The following is a 14,260-nucleotide window of genomic DNA, read 5'->3' on the forward strand; positions in this document are numbered from 1 at the left end:
CGGATGGTGGCTCAGGCGGCGGGGCACGGCGGCCCGCGCCGTCCTACGGAGTGCACCCAGAGCCGGGTGCGGGAGGCCGGTACGCGCGTGGCGGGGCGCGGCAGCCGCACGGCGGGACCGGGCCGGACGGTGACCGCGGCGAACGCGATGAGCAGCGGCCGGAACGCGAAGGCGGCCACCGCGCGCAGCAGTTGGGCGAGGGCCTGCTCGCCGCGGCGCAGCCAGGCGGCCGCGAGCAGTCCTACGGCGACGTGTGCGCCAAGGAGCAGCCAGGAGGCCGCCGGGTCGGTGTGCGCGAAGAGGGCCGCGGCCCGGTCCGTGCTGCCGCCGGTCATGCGGGCCAGCGGGGTCGCCACGTTCCCCGCGCACAGCACGTCGAAGCCGAACTGGCGCAGCGGGCCCGCGACGGGGCCGCCTGCCCGGCCGTAACAGACGTGCTGGCCGGTCGTGAAGACCGTGTCGGCGGCCAGTTCCAGCGGGACGAGCAGGGCCGCGATCCGGCCGAAGCCGCGCTCGCGTCCCGCCAGCGCGTACGCGATCACAAAGACGGCCGCGGCGATCGCGGCGACCGTCGTGAGCGGCAGCGGGGCCCGGGACAGCAGCACGTGCGACGCGACGGACAGCGTCACGACGCATGCCGTGAACAGCGCCGCGCGCGTCACTCGTAGCTGGGTCCCGGATATGTCGTCCATCGCGGAGGAGTGTGCCATGGCTTCCTGTAGGCGATGCCTAAAGGGGGCGCATTCACGGCACCTTTCACAGTCCCGGGATCCGGCCGTTACGGAACAGGTCCACGAAGATCTGGTGGTCCGCACGCGCGCGTGCCCCGTAGGAGTGCGCGAAGTCGACCAAGAGGGGCGCGAAGCCCTCCTCGTCGGCGGCGATCGCCGCGTCGATGGCGCGCTCGGTGGAGAACGGCACCAGCGACTCGCCGGACTGGTCGTCCGCCGCCGCGTGCATCGTCGCCGTGGCCCGGCCGAGGTCGGCGACGACCGTGGCGATCTCCTCCAGGTCGTCGATGTCGCCCCAGTCCAGGTCCACCGCGTACGGCGAGATCTCGGCGACCAGCTGCCCGGCCCCGTCGAGCTCCGTCCAGCCGAGCCACGGGTCGGCGTGCGCCTGAAGGGCGCGCTGCGAGATGACCGTGCGGTGCCCCTCGTGCTGGAAGTACTCGCGGACCGCCGGGTCGGTGATGTGCCGCGAGACGGCCGGGGTCTGCGCCTGCTTCATGTAGATCACGACGTCGTTCTCGAGGGCGTCGCTGTTGCCCTCCAGCAGGATGTTGTACGAGGGCAGGCCGGCGGAGCCGATCCCGATGCCGCGCCGCCCGACCACGTCCTTCACGCGGTACGAGTCCGGGCGGGAGAGGGAGGCCTCCGGCAGCGTCTCCAGGTATCCGTCGAACGCCGCGAGCACCTTGTAGCGCGTCGCCGCGTCCAGCTCGATGCTGCCGCCGCCCTCGGCGAAGCGGCGCTCGAACTCGCGGATCTCCGTCATGGAGTCGAGCAGGCCGAAGCGGGTCAGCGAGCGCGCGTCGCGCAGCGCCTCCAGGAGCGGGCCCTCGGCCGTGTCCAGCGTGAAGGGCGGCACCTCGTCGCTCTTGGCGCCGGTCGCCAGCGCGTGGATGCGCTCGCGGTACGCCGCCGCGTACGTGCGCACGAGGTCCGTGATCTGCTCGTCGCTCAGCGCCTTGGAGTAGCCGACCAGCGCCATGGAGGCGGCGAAGCGCTTGAGGTCCCAGGTGAAGGGGCCGACGTACGCCTCGTCGAAGTCGTTCACATTGAAGATCAGCCGGCCCGTGGAGTCCATGTACGTGCCGAAGTTCTCCGCGTGCAGGTCGCCGTGGATCCACACCCGGCTGGTGCGCTCGTCGAGGAACGGCCCGCCGTGCTGCTCGCGCTCCACGTCCCCGTAGAACAGGCAGGCCGTGCCCCGGTAGAAGGCGAAGGCAGAGGCCGCCATTTTGCGGAACTTGACCCGGAAGGCCGCGGGGTCGGCGGCGAGGAGCTCGCCGAACGCGGTGTCGAAGACGGAGAGGATCTGCTCGCCGCGCTGCTCAGCGGTGGGCTGCGGTTCCGACATCGCTGGGTGCCTCCTGGTGCGGGATGGTCCGGTGCGCCGTACCGACGCGTGGGACAGATGTTCTGGTCTGTCCAACGCACGACCGTACTCCCGAGTGCCCGGCCGTTGTCAGTGACCGGTCGTAGACTTCCAAGCTGTCCCTCAACCGTCGCCGCGCGTTCGCCATCGGAGGCCCTCACCGTGTCCAAACCGCCCTTCACGCACCTGCACGTGCACACCCAGTACTCGCTGCTGGACGGTGCGGCTCGGCTCAAGGACATGTTCAAGGCCGCCGGCGACATGGGCATGACGCACATCGCGATGTCCGACCACGGCAACCTGCACGGGGCGTATGACTTCTTCCACACCGCGGAGAAGGCGGGTATCACGCCGATCATCGGCATCGAGGCCTACGTCGCCCCGGAGTCCCGGCGCAACAAGCGGAAGGTCCAGTGGGGCCAGCCGCACCAGAAGCGCGACGACGTCTCCGGTTCCGGTGGTTACACCCACAAGACGATGTGGGCGGCGAACAGCAAGGGACTGCACAACCTGTTCAAGCTGTCCTCGGACGCGTACGCAGAGGGCTGGCTGCAGAAGTGGCCGCGCATGGACAAGGAGACGCTCTCCCAGTGGAGCGAGGGCATCATCGCGTCCACCGGCTGCCCCTCCGGTGAGCTCCAGACCCGCCTGCGCCTCGGCCAGTTCGACGAGGCGGTCAAGGCGGCCGCCGAGTACCAGGACATCTTCGGCAAGGACCGGTACTTCCTGGAGCTGATGGACCACGGCATCGACATCGAGCACCGCGTCCGCGAGGACCTGCTGCGGGTCGGCAAGAAGCTCGGCATCCCGCCGCTGGTGACGAACGACTCGCACTACACGTACGCGAACGAGGCGACCGCGCACGACGCGCTGCTGTGCATCCAGACCGGCAAGAACCTCTCCGACCCGGACCGCTTCCGGTTCAACGGCACGGGTTACTACCTGAAGTCGACGGACGAGATGTACGCCATCGACTCCTCGGACGCCTGGCAGGAGGGCTGCCGCAACACGCTCCTCGTGGCCGAGCAGATCGACACGACCGGCATGTTCGAGAAGCGCGACCTCATGCCGAAGTTCGACATCCCCGAGGGCTTCACGGAGGTCACCTGGTTCCAGGAGGAGGTCCGGGTCGGCATGAACCGCCGCTACCCGGGCGGCGTGCCCGAGGACCGCCAGAAGCAGGCCGAGTACGAGATGGACATCATCATCCAGATGGGGTTCCCGGGATACTTCCTGGTCGTCGCCGACTTCATCATGTGGGCCAAGAACAACGGCATCGCGGTGGGCCCGGGCCGTGGTTCCGCGGCCGGTTCGATCGTCGCGTACGCCATGGGCATCACCGACCTCGACCCGATCACGCACGGCCTGATCTTCGAGCGGTTCCTCAACCCCGAGCGCGTCTCCATGCCCGATGTCGACATCGACTTCGACGAGCGCAGGCGCGTCGAAGTGATCCGGTACGTGACCGAGAAGTACGGCGCCGACAAGGTCGCCATGATCGGCACCTACGGCAAGATCAAGGCCAAGAACGCGATCAAGGACTCCGCGCGCGTGCTCGGCTACCCGTACGCGATGGGTGACCGCCTCACCAAGGCCATGCCCGCCGACGTCCTCGGCAAGGGCATCGACCTCTCCGGCATCACCGACCCCCAGCACCCGCGCTACGGCGAGGCCGGCGAGATCCGCGGGATGTACGAGAACGAGCCGGACGTCAAGAAGGTCATCGACACCGCCAAGGGCGTCGAGGGCCTGGTCCGGCAGATGGGCGTGCACGCGGCCGGCGTCATCATGTCCAGCGAGCCGATCGTCGACCACGCACCCCTGTGGACCCGGCACACCGACGGCGTCACCATCACGCAGTGGGACTACCCGCAGTGCGAGTCGCTCGGCCTCCTGAAGATGGACTTCCTGGGCCTGCGCAACCTGACGATCATGGACGACGCCGTCAAGATGGTGCGGTCCAACAAGGGCATCGACCTGGAGATGCTCGACCTCCCGCTGGACGATCCGAAGACCTTCGAACTGCTCTGCCGCGGTGACACGCTGGGCGTGTTCCAGTTCGACGGCGGCCCGATGCGCTCGCTGCTCCGCCAGATGCAGCCCGACAACTTCGAGGACATTTCCGCCGTCTCGGCCCTGTACCGGCCGGGCCCGATGGGCATGAACTCGCACATCAACTACGCGGAGCGCAAGAACGGCCGGCAGGAGATCACGCCGATCCACCCGGAGCTCGAAGAGCCCCTGAAGGAGACGCTCGGCCTGACCTACGGCCTGATCGTGTACCAGGAGCAGGTGCAGAAGGCCGCGCAGATCGTCGCGGGCTACTCGCTCGGCGAGGCCGACGTGCTGCGCCGCGTGATGGGCAAGAAGAAGCCCGAGGAACTGGCGAAGAACTTCGTCCTCTTCCAGGAGGGCGCGAAGAAGAAGGGCTTCTCCGACCAGGCGATCCAGGCCCTGTGGGACGTCCTGGTCCCGTTCGCGGGCTACGCGTTCAACAAGGCGCACTCCTCCGCGTACGGCCTGGTCACCTACTGGACCGCGTACCTGAAGGCGAACTACCCCGCCGAGTACATGGCCGCGCTGCTCACCTCGGTCAAGGACGACAAGGACAAGTCGGCCGTCTACCTCAACGAGTGCCGGCGCATGAAGATCAAGGTCCTCCCGCCGGACGTGAACGAGTCGGTGCACAACTTCGCCGCCCAGGGCGACGACGTGATCCTCTTCGGCCTGGAAGCGGTCCGCAACGTCGGGTCGAACGTGGTGGAGTCGATCGTCCGGGCCCGCAAGGCGAAGGGGAAGTTCACCTCGTTCCCCGACTACCTCGACAAGATCGAGGCCGCCGCCTGCAACAAGCGGACGACGGAATCGCTGATCAAGGCCGGCGCGTTCGACGCGATGGGGCACACCCGCAAGGGCCTCACCGCCCAGTACGAGCCGATGATCGACAACGTCGTGGCGGTGAAGCGCAAGGAGGCCGAGGGGCAGTTCGACCTCTTCGGCGGCATGGGTGAGGGGGAGAGCGACGAGCCGGGCTTCGGCCTCGACGTCGAGTTCTCCACCGACGAGTGGGACAAGACGTATCTGCTCGCCCAGGAGCGCGAGATGCTCGGCCTGTACGTCTCCGACCACCCGCTCTTCGGCCTGGAGCACGTGCTGTCCGACAAGGCGGACGCGGGCATCGGCCAGCTCACCGGCGGTGACTTCGGCGACGGCGCGGTCGTCACGGTCGGCGGCATCATCTCCGGCCTCCAGCGCAAGATGACCAAGCAGGGCAACGCCTGGGCGATCGCGACCGTCGAGGACCTCGCCGGTTCCATCGAGTGCATGTTCTTCCCGGCGACGTACCAGCTGGTGTCCACGCAGCTCGTCGAGGACGCCGTGGTGTTCGTGAAGGGCCGCCTCGACAAGCGGGAGGACGTGCCGCGCCTGGTCGCCATGGAGATGCAGGTCCCCGACCTGTCGAACGCGGGGACCAACGCGCCCGTGATCCTCACGATCCCGGCCCTGAAGGTGACCCCGCCGATGATCAGCCGGCTCGGCGAGATCCTCACCAACCACCGGGGCGACAGCGAGGTGCGGATCAAGCTCCAGGGCCCGCGCAAGACCACGGTGCTGCGGCTCGACCGGCACCGGGTGAAGCCCGACCCGGCGCTGTACGGCGACCTGAAGGTGCTGCTCGGTCCGTCCTGCCTGGCCGGCTGACCGCACCGAGACACGCGCGAGGGGCGCACCCGGACTTCCGGGTGCGCCCCTCGCTGTGTGCCAACTGCCCTACGAGGCGCCTCAGTTGTGACCGAAGCGGCGCTCGCGGTGCTTACGGGCCACGTCGCCCGGCGTGGCCTCCACAGCCGACTTGGCCTGGGCCTCCATGGCCGAGGAGCGGGCCTGCTCCTGAGGCTCGGCGGCCTGGGCCGCCGCCTTCTGCTGATGACGATTCTGCTTACGGTTCTTGGCCATGGTGATCTGCCTCCTGCGGGGGATCTAGGGGCCAGGGCCGGCTTCAGATTCACACAGGCGGAGGAAGAACGCATTTCGGAGTATTACGGCTCGTAATCGGCATACGGTGGGGCGCGCGCACCCCCGGGTTCACGGCTTCCGCCACGCCGAAGATCCAGTTCGGGCCGTTAACCCCCGCGCGGTCGGGCAGACTCGAAGGAAACCCGAAGCGAAGCCGCGGGAGCCGTCCCGTGGAGCGTGTCCGGACTCCTTGCAAGTCGGCGGAAAGAGGGTGGATCGCGTGGATCGTTGCATCGTCCTGGTGGATGCCGGATATCTGCTGGGGGCCGCGGCGAGCCTGCTCGCTGGAGAGCCCTCCCGCTCCCGGATCCATGTCGACCACGCCGCCCTCATCCAGGGCCTGCGCGAGCGGGCCGAGGCCGAGACCGGGCGGGAACTGCTCCGCATCTACTGGTTCGACGGGGCGCCCGACCGGGTGCCGCAGCCCGAGCACCGGCGGCTGCGGGTGATGCCGCGGGTCACCGTCCGCCTCGGCGCGCTGACCCGGAGCGACGGGCGGTGGGCGCAGAAGGGCGTCGACGCGGCGATGCACGCCGAGCTGACCGAACTCGCCCGCAACCGCGCCTGCTCGGACATCGTGCTCGTGACCGGGGACGGGGATCTGCTGCCCGGCATGATGGCCGCCAAGGAGCACGGTGTCGCCGTCCACCTGTGGGCGGTGCAGGCCGCCGACGGCGACTACAACCAGTCCGAGGACCTGGTCGCGGAGGCCGACGAGCGGCGGGTGCTCGACCGGGTCTGGATCACCAAGGCCGTACGCGCCAAGGAACTCGGCGGGATCTGCGCCCCGCCGCACGTGCCGCGCCCCGAGATCGCCGCGATCCTCTCCGCGCCGCTGCCCGAGTCGGCGCTCTCCTCCGCGGGGCGCTCCGTGGAGGAGGCCGGGGGAGCGGCGCCCGTGCAGCACGCGCCGGCCGCGCACGGCGAGAACGGTGCGGGGGCTCCGCCGGCGTCCGAGGAGGACCGGGCGGCGGGCGGCGCCAAGGGTGTGCCCACGCCCAAGGACCTCGCCGCGCTGCGCGGGCCGGGGGCGCAGGTCGCGCAGGTCGCCCAGCATCCCGCGAACGCGACGCTGCGGTGGTCGTCCGACAAGGGCTGGGTCGAGCGGCCCGGTGGCGGCGGGGAGCCGGCCGATGTGGCGTCCTTGCCGACGCTGGCGCAGCTCACCTCGGCGGAGCAGCGGTGGGCCGACCGGGAGGAGGACATCACCGCGATCGGTGGGGACCCGTACGAGGTCGGGCAGGTGTTCGCGCGGCGGTGGCGGGAGCGGTTGGGGGACCAGACGCAGTTGCAGAAGCTGGCGACCATGTATCCGCGGGTGCCGCACCGGATCGACGGTGAGCTGTTGCGGTACGCGGCGAGGTTCGGGCTGCTCGCGCACAAGGACGACCAGATCGACGAGCATGACCGGTATGCGATCCGGGCGGGGTTCTGGCGGGAGATCGACATCCGCACCGCGGAGCACGCGGCCGCGGCCGACTAGCCGGGGGCCGGGTCGGCGCGGTGGTGCTGTTGCGCGGCGCCGTGGTTGTGAGCCGTACCGGGGTCGACGCCCGCCGCTTCCGTTGCGCCGCACCGTGGTGCCGCCTTGCCCACCCTGCCGCCCAAGGCGGCAGATTGCCCAAGGCGGGTGGCGGCAGATGGGCCAAGGCGGTGACGGCCGACGGCCAAGGGTGAGGAGACGGAGTGGCGGCGATTTGCCAGAGGCGGGAGCGGTCGACCGCAACGGGCGGGAAGCGGGGGCGGCGGCGGATACCCAAGGCGGTGGCGGCACCCCGTGGGGCCGACGCACCCGGAGGGGGCGAGTGGGTGCAAATCAAGCCCCTGCGGCGATTGAGCAGCGGGGTCCGGGGCGGAGCCCCGAGGCCGCAACGCCGGTGCGGCGGAAACAGGCGGGGTCCGGGGCGGAGCCCCGAGGCTGTGACGCCGGTGCGGCGGAAACGTTCCGTGGCGGCGGTGCGGCGAAGTGGCCCGCCCGGTCCACGGCGGAGCCGTGCGTGGGAAATGTCCCTCCCCGCGTGCAATCGTGAACGCCGGACCCCGTAGGCTCGTTCCTCGTGAGTATGCGCACCGATGCCGTCGTCCCGAAGCGTCATGGGGGCACTGTGGTGTGCGCGGTGCGAGGGCTCCGCAAGACGTATCCGGCCTCGCGCGGGCGCCGCGGCGCGGCCGGCACACCCGAGCTCCGGGCCACGGACGACGTACGGCTCGACATCCGGCGCGGCGAGATCTTCGGGCTCCTCGGGCCGAACGGGGCGGGGAAGTCCACCCTCGTACGGCAGCTGACCGGGCTGATGCGCCCCGACGCGGGCAGCGTCGAGATCCTCGGGCACGACATCGTGCGACACCCCGAGCGGGCCTCCCGGATCCTCGCCTACCTCGGGCAGGAGTCGACCGCGCTGGACGAGCTGACCGTCGCGCTGGCCGCCGAGACCACGGGACGCCTCCGCGGGCTCCCGCTGAAGGAAGCGCGGGCCGCCCGCGACGACGTCCTCGACGAACTCGGCCTCACCCCGATCGCCTCGCGGCCGATCAAGAAACTGTCCGGCGGCCAGCGGCGGCTCGCCTGTTTCGCGGCGGCGCTCGTCGGGGAACGCCCGCTGCTCGTGCTCGACGAGCCGACCACCGGGATGGACCCCGTCGCACGGCGCGCCGTGTGGGGCGCCGTCGACCGGCGGCGGGCCGAGCGCGGCACGACCGTGCTGCTCGTCACCCACAACGTGATCGAGGCCGAGACCGTCCTCGACCGGGTGGCCGTGCTCGACCAGGGCCGCGTCATCGCCTGCGACACCCCGGCGGGCCTCAAGGAACGCGTCGCCGGCGAGGTGCGCGTGGAACTCGTGTGGCGCCAGGAGGCTCCGATGGAGCTCGACGAGGTGGCGCGGCTGCGCCCGCACGCCGTGGAATCAGGGCGGCGCTGGTCGCTGCGGCTCGCACCGGACGCGGCCCGCTCCGCCGTCGCCGCCGTCACCGGCGGCCCGGCCTTCGACTTCCTGGACGACTTCACGCTCGCGACGCCGAGCCTGGAGGACGTGTACCTGGCGCTCGGCGGGAGCCGCAGCGGTGTGAAGGGCCTGGTGAAGGCATGAGCGTCGTTCCCACAGCTCCCGCGGTCGCCTCCGAGCTCGCGCCCGCGCGCCCGGCGCCCGCGCCGGGCCCCGCCGACGAGGGGCTCGCGCCCCGGGCCCGCTTCCTGCCGTCGCTCGCCGCCGTCTACAGGGCGCAGCTCAGCCGGGCCCGCGTGGCCCGGATCCCGCTGCTGTTCGTGGCGACGTTCCAGAGCATCGGCATCATGATCCTGATGCGCGGCGTCGTCGGGCAGGGCGGCCGTGAGGCGCAGGCCGTGGTGGCCGGGTCCGCGGTGCTCGTCGTCGCGTTCGTCGCGCTGAACCTGCTCGCCCAGTACTTCGGGCAGCTGCGGGCGGCCGGCGGGCTCGACCACTACGCGACGCTGCCGGTGCCGCCCGCTTCCGTGGTGCTCGGCGCCGCGGGCGCGTACGCCTCGTTCACCGTGCCGGGGACCGTGGTCACCGCGGTCGTCGGCTGCGTGATGTTCCAGCTGCCGCTCGCCCACCTGTGGGTGCTCGCCGCGGTGGTCCCGCTGGCGGGCGCCGCGCTCGCAGGACTCGGCGCCGCGCTCGGACTGCTCGCGCCCCGGCCCGAACTGGCGACGCTGCTCGGCCAGTTGGGCATGTCGGCGGCGCTACTGCTCGGCGTGCTGCCGGCCGACCGGATGCCGGAGGTCGTGCAGTGGGCGCGGGACCTGCTCCCGTCGACGTACGGGGTCGAGGCGTTCGCGCGGACCTTCGCCGCCCGCCCCGACTGGGGCGTGGTCCTGCTCGACCTGGGCGTCTGCGCGGCCGTCGGCGTCGCCTCGCTCGCCGTGGCGACGTGGGCCTACCGCCGGGCCGCCGTCCGCTAGGGCCTGTCTGGAGTTCCCCGCGGGGGAACTCCAGACAGGCCCTGACGCGCCGCACAGCGACGCCTGGCACGATGGCAGGGTGACCGCACCGCTGACACCGCCACCCCATCAGCCCCCGCACAACAACGGGCACAGCGACCCCTGGCAGGCCCCCGACCCCATGACAGGCCATCTGCCTCCCGCCCCCTCCGCCCCGCAGGAGCACGAGGCGGACGGTCCGGGCCTGCGGGCCGAACTGCGTGAGGCCGCAATCGTGACGGTCGGCGTCGCGGTCGTGGGGCTCGCGCTCGGCGCGCTGTGGCTGTGGCTCGCGCCCCGGGTCCCGCTGGTCTCGGATGCCTCGGCGGTCTACCTCAAGGACACCGAGGGCGAGCAGGCCATCGGCATCGACGGAACGTTCGCCCTGCTCGGGCTCGCGTTCGGCGTCGTCACCGGTGCCGCCGTCTTCCTGTGGCGCAGGCGCGGGGGCGTGCCGCTCGTCGTGGCGCTGGCCCTGGGCGGCCTGCTCGGCGGGGTGCTCGCCTGGCGCTTCGGCATCTGGCTCGGGCCGACGCAGAACGTCGCCGCGCACGCCAAGGAGGTCGGCAAGGGCGTGGTGTTCGACGCCCCCCTGGAGCTGAAGGCCAAGGGGGCGCTGCTCGCGTGGCCGCTGGCCGCGCTGGTCGTACACCTGGGCCTTACCGGCCTGTTCGGGCCGCGGGACCCGGACCCGTTCTTCGCGACGCCCTACGGGGTACAGGGGGACGGCTCCGCCACGTCTACGGCCCCGTAGCGGCTCAGCCGTACCGGCGTTGCGGTCTCGGGGCTCTGCCCCGGGCCCCGCGCCTCAATCGCCGGCGGGGCTTGAGTTGCTCACCTTTCCGCGTGGCGCGAGTGGTTCCTCGGCCAGGTAGTCCCTCGTGCCCTCCCGGTCCACCAGGCGGCTCAGCCGGTTCGGGACGTCGAAGCCGATGAGGACGATCACGACCAGGGTGAGGGCGAACGTCAGGATCGCCAGGGACTGGCCGAGCGACATGCCCGAGGCCAGCCGCGCGCCGAGCACCGGGGCGACCGCGCCGCCCAGGGCGCCCACGTTGTACGTGAAGCCGAGGGACGCCGCGCGCGTCTCGGTCGGGAAGTGGCCCGCGATGTACTTGGGGAGCAGGCCCGAGATGCCCTGCATGCAGGCGAGCATGCAGAACAGCAGGATGCCGAGCCCCACCGGGCTGTCGTGGACCGCGAACACCGGGAAGACGAAGGCGACGCCGACGATCAGCGTCACCGCGTACGCGCGCCGCGTGCCGAACCGGTCGCCGATGAAGCCCGCCACGACGCAGCCGACGGCCGTGCCGAAGCCCGCCCAGAAGAGGGCGTCGGTGACCTCGGAGGGGGAGTAGCCCAGCTCGGTCTTCAGGTACGTCGGCAGCAGCGCCTGCACCGGCCAGCTGTACAGGAACGCGCAGAACACGGTCACCGTCAGCGCCACGTACAGCAGCCAGCGCTTGCGCCCGCCCAGCTGGACCGTGAAGGCCAGCAGGCAGGCCGCCGCCACGACCGACAGGAGCGGTACCGCGCCGCCGCCGAGCGGCGTGAACACGGCGAACAGGGAGCCCGTCGCGACGACCACGAGCACCGTGTTGACCGTCGCGAGGCGGCGCGTCGCGAACAACGGCCGGAACGGGTTCGGGCGTTCACCGGCCTCGCCGATCCGCTCCTGCCACTCCTCCGCCTCGGGCAGCGCCCGCCGCACCCACAGCGCGATCGCCACGGGGAAGAGCCCGATGTAGAACAGCCAGCGCCACCCGTGGCCCGGAACCACCAGCTCGTACACCTCGGCCGCGAGGACGCCGCCGAGCGAGAAGCCGGAGATCAGGAAGCCGGACGCGCGGTTGCGCAGCTTCGCGGGCCAGCTCTCCAGGACGTACGTGGCGCTCGCGCTGTACTCGCCGGCCATGCCCATGCCGATCAGCAGGCGCGCCGTGAACAGACTCGTGTAGTCCCAGGCGAAGCCGCAGGCGAATGTGCCGAACGAGTAGAGCACGATCGAGACGATCATCGCCGTCTTGCGGCCGAAGCGGTCGCCGAGCGCGCCGAGGACCGCGCCGCCCAGCCAGCGCGTGATGAACGCGCCGGAGACCAGGCTCGCCTGCTCGACCCCCGAGAGCCCGAAGTCGTGGCCGATCTCGGTCAGTACGAGGGTGATCAGGACGAAGTCGAAGCCGTCGAGGAAGTAGCCGATCCAGGCGGCGAAGAAGGACTTCCACCGGGTGGGGCCGATGTCGGAGTACCAGCGGCCGGAGGCGGTCGCGGGGGTGGTGCCAGGAGTCATCGTCGAATCCAGGGAGGCGGGGGAGGAGAGGAGGGGTCAGGCGGGCAGCAGGCCGGCCTCGACCAGGTGGCGGCGGACGTACGCGAACTCGGCGTCGCCCAGCGGGATCTGCGGCGCGGCCGTGGCGGGGCAGTCGATGACGCCCTGGAGGTGCACGGCGGCCTTGAACGCGCCGAGCGCCGAGGACGAGCCGCCCATGACGGCCGGGTCGCCGGCGTCGGTGATCGAGAACAGTGCGGCGAGACGGTTCTGCTCGGCGCGGGCCGTGTCCCAGTCGCCGGCGCGGGCGGCTTCGTAGAGCCGGACGTAGCCGTGCGCGTCCACGTTGCCGAGGCCGGGGACCACGCCGTCGACGCCCGCGAGGAGGGCGCCGTCCACGGTCAGTTCGGCGCCCGTGAACACCGAGAACGCGGGGGCCGCGGCGCGCAGCGGGGCGAGCAGGCGGCGCAGGGAGCCCTCGTCGCCGCTGGAGTCCTTGAGGCCCGCGAGGGTGCCGTCGGCGGCCAGTTCGAGGATCGTGTCGCGGCCGAGCTTGCTGTGCACCGCGACCGGGATGTCGTAGGCGAACAGGGGCAGGTCCGCGCCGGAGCGCAGCCGCCGGAAGTGGCCCGCGATCTCGGCCGGGTGGGTGCGCGTGTAGAACGGGGCGGTCGCGACGAGCGCGTCGGCGCCCGCCTTCACCGCGTCCTGGGCCCGCTCCAGGACCCGCGCCGTGGTCGTCTCGATGACGCCGGCGAGGACCGGGACCCGGCCCGCCGCCGCGTCGACGGCGGCCTCAAGGGCGGTGCGGCGCTGGGCGTCGGTGAGGTAGGCGGTCTCGCCGCTGGAGCCCAGCATGAAGAGGCCGTGCACCCCGGCGCCGATGAGGTGCTCGGCGAGCCGCCGCACCGACGCGACGTCCACCTCGCCCTCGGCGGTGAGCGGGGTGACCAGCGGCGGAACGACGCCGCGGAAGGGGGCGGGGAGCGGGGCTCGGAGAGTCATGGCGGTGGTCTCCACGGTTAACTGACGGTGTACGGAGATGGGACGTAGGATGTCCTACGTCCTGGAGGCGACATTGCGCCACCGTCGAGCACACTGTCAAGGGTTCGAAGAGTCCGGCAGATCACAGGAAAGATCACAGGAGGGGCCCGAATGCGAGCGCTGGTCGCGGACGACGCGCAGCAGAAGATCAAGGAATTCATCGTCGAGGGCGGCCTCGGGCCCGGCGATCCGCTGCCGACCGAGACCGAGCTGATGGAGCGGTTCGCGGTCAGCCGCAACTCGCTGCGCGAGGCCCTGAAGTCGCTTCAGGCCAAGCACATCGTCGAGATCCGGCGCGGGTTCGGGACGTACGTCGGGTCGATGTCGCTCGAACCGCTGATCGACGGGCTCGCGTTCCGCACCGTCGTGGGGCACCGCAGGGGCGAGGACAGCCTGCTCGAACTGCTGCAGATGCGGGAGGCGTTGGAGGCGGGCCTGATGAGCAGCCTCGTCGGGCGGCTCGGAGAGGCGGAACTCGGCGTGCTCGACGGGCTGGTGCGACGGATGCACGAGGAGGTCGCCGGGGGCGGGGCCATCGACGCCGCGACCGACCGGGAGTTCCACCTCGCGCTGTACGGGCCGCTGGCGAACCGGCTGCTCAGCGAGTTGCTCGACGCGTTCTGGAGCGCCTTCCACCAGTCGCGGGCGCAGGACATCGGGCAGGCGGCCGACGGCGAGGAGCTGGCCAGGATGCACGGCCGGATCGTGGACGCGGTGCGGACCGGGGACGCGGAGGCCGCGGAGGCCGCGGTGCATTCGCACTTCGACGACATCCGCGGCCGGCTGAGCGCGCGCTGAGCTTCAGGGTCCTGCTTCAGAGGGGGCCTCAGGCGGGCCGGTGCCCGTGGTTGGACTTGCCCTTCTTGATCCGCCACTTGCGCTTGCGCGTC

The 14,260-nt window shown here is 71.4% G+C and carries 11 protein-coding genes; 6 read left to right on the plus strand and 5 right to left on the minus strand.

Features of this window, described 5'->3' with window-relative positions; genetic code table 11:
- Nucleotides 1–11: 11 nt before the first annotated feature.
- Both ACP4E5_RS32475 and ACP4E5_RS32480 read right to left on the minus strand, forming a co-directional pair.
- Nucleotides 12–710 (minus strand): hypothetical protein, encoded by a 699-nt coding sequence (locus ACP4E5_RS32475; protein ID WP_425834947.1) that lies wholly within the window; start codon nucleotides 708–710, stop codon nucleotides 12–14.
- 46 nt (nucleotides 711–756) lie between these two features.
- Nucleotides 757–2,082: a DUF2252 domain-containing protein gene (locus ACP4E5_RS32480; protein ID WP_425834949.1), complete on the minus strand. Its 1,326-nt coding sequence runs from the start codon at nucleotides 2,080–2,082 to the stop codon at nucleotides 757–759.
- Between the two features lie 180 nt (nucleotides 2,083–2,262).
- On the opposite strand from ACP4E5_RS32480, the gene dnaE reads away from it, so the two are divergent.
- The gene (gene dnaE, locus ACP4E5_RS32485) at nucleotides 2,263–5,802 is read left to right on the plus strand and encodes a DNA polymerase III subunit alpha (RefSeq protein WP_425834951.1); all 3,540 of its coding nucleotides are present in this window, start codon (nucleotides 2,263–2,265) and stop codon (nucleotides 5,800–5,802) included.
- A gap of 81 nt (nucleotides 5,803–5,883) precedes the next feature.
- Here the strand turns inward: dnaE and ACP4E5_RS32490 are convergent, their stop codons facing one another.
- A complete protein-coding gene (locus ACP4E5_RS32490) occupies nucleotides 5,884–6,057 on the minus strand; it encodes a hypothetical protein (protein ID WP_425834953.1) in 174 nt (57 codons plus the stop codon).
- 280 nt (nucleotides 6,058–6,337) lie between these two features.
- On the opposite strand from ACP4E5_RS32490, the gene ACP4E5_RS32495 reads away from it, so the two are divergent.
- The 4 genes from ACP4E5_RS32495 to ACP4E5_RS32510 all read left to right on the plus strand — a co-directional run bounded on the left by ACP4E5_RS32495 (nucleotide 6,338) and on the right by ACP4E5_RS32510 (nucleotide 10,811).
- Nucleotides 6,338–7,600, plus strand: a complete 1,263-nt coding sequence (locus ACP4E5_RS32495; protein WP_425834955.1) for an NYN domain-containing protein — start codon at nucleotides 6,338–6,340, stop codon at nucleotides 7,598–7,600.
- 625 nt (nucleotides 7,601–8,225) lie between these two features.
- Complete coding sequence (locus ACP4E5_RS32500) at nucleotides 8,226–9,206, plus strand: ABC transporter ATP-binding protein (RefSeq protein ID WP_425841807.1); 981 nt, start codon at nucleotides 8,226–8,228, stop codon at nucleotides 9,204–9,206.
- Nucleotides 9,203–10,039 carry an ABC transporter permease gene (locus ACP4E5_RS32505; RefSeq protein WP_425834957.1) on the plus strand — a complete coding sequence of 279 codons (837 nt, stop codon included), beginning with the start codon at nucleotides 9,203–9,205 and terminating at the stop codon, nucleotides 10,037–10,039. Before ACP4E5_RS32500 ends, ACP4E5_RS32505 begins: the two co-directional genes overlap by 4 nt.
- A 79-nt stretch (nucleotides 10,040–10,118) precedes the next feature.
- Entirely contained in the window at nucleotides 10,119–10,811 is a 693-nt protein-coding gene (locus ACP4E5_RS32510) for a DUF2567 domain-containing protein (RefSeq protein WP_425834959.1), read from the plus strand.
- Between the two features lie 54 nt (nucleotides 10,812–10,865).
- On the opposite strand, the gene ACP4E5_RS32515 is transcribed toward ACP4E5_RS32510, so the two are convergent.
- Together ACP4E5_RS32515 and ACP4E5_RS32520 are read right to left on the minus strand one after the other, a co-directional pair.
- Nucleotides 10,866–12,347 (minus strand): sialate:H+ symport family MFS transporter, encoded by a 1,482-nt coding sequence (locus tag ACP4E5_RS32515; protein ID WP_425834961.1) that lies wholly within the window; start codon nucleotides 12,345–12,347, stop codon nucleotides 10,866–10,868.
- A 36-nt stretch (nucleotides 12,348–12,383) separates the two neighbouring features.
- Complete coding sequence (locus ACP4E5_RS32520) at nucleotides 12,384–13,331, minus strand: dihydrodipicolinate synthase family protein (protein ID WP_425834963.1); 948 nt, start codon at nucleotides 13,329–13,331, stop codon at nucleotides 12,384–12,386.
- Nucleotides 13,332–13,481: 150 nt separating this feature from the next.
- On the opposite strand from ACP4E5_RS32520, the gene ACP4E5_RS32525 reads away from it, so the two are divergent.
- Nucleotides 13,482–14,168: a FadR/GntR family transcriptional regulator gene (locus ACP4E5_RS32525; RefSeq protein ID WP_425834965.1), complete on the plus strand. Its 687-nt coding sequence runs from the start codon at nucleotides 13,482–13,484 to the stop codon at nucleotides 14,166–14,168.
- The last annotated feature ends 92 nt before the right edge of the window (nucleotides 14,169–14,260 follow it).

The organism is Streptomyces fractus (assembly GCF_049844455.1).
Classification (GTDB): domain Bacteria; phylum Actinomycetota; class Actinomycetes; order Streptomycetales; family Streptomycetaceae; genus Streptomyces; species Streptomyces fractus.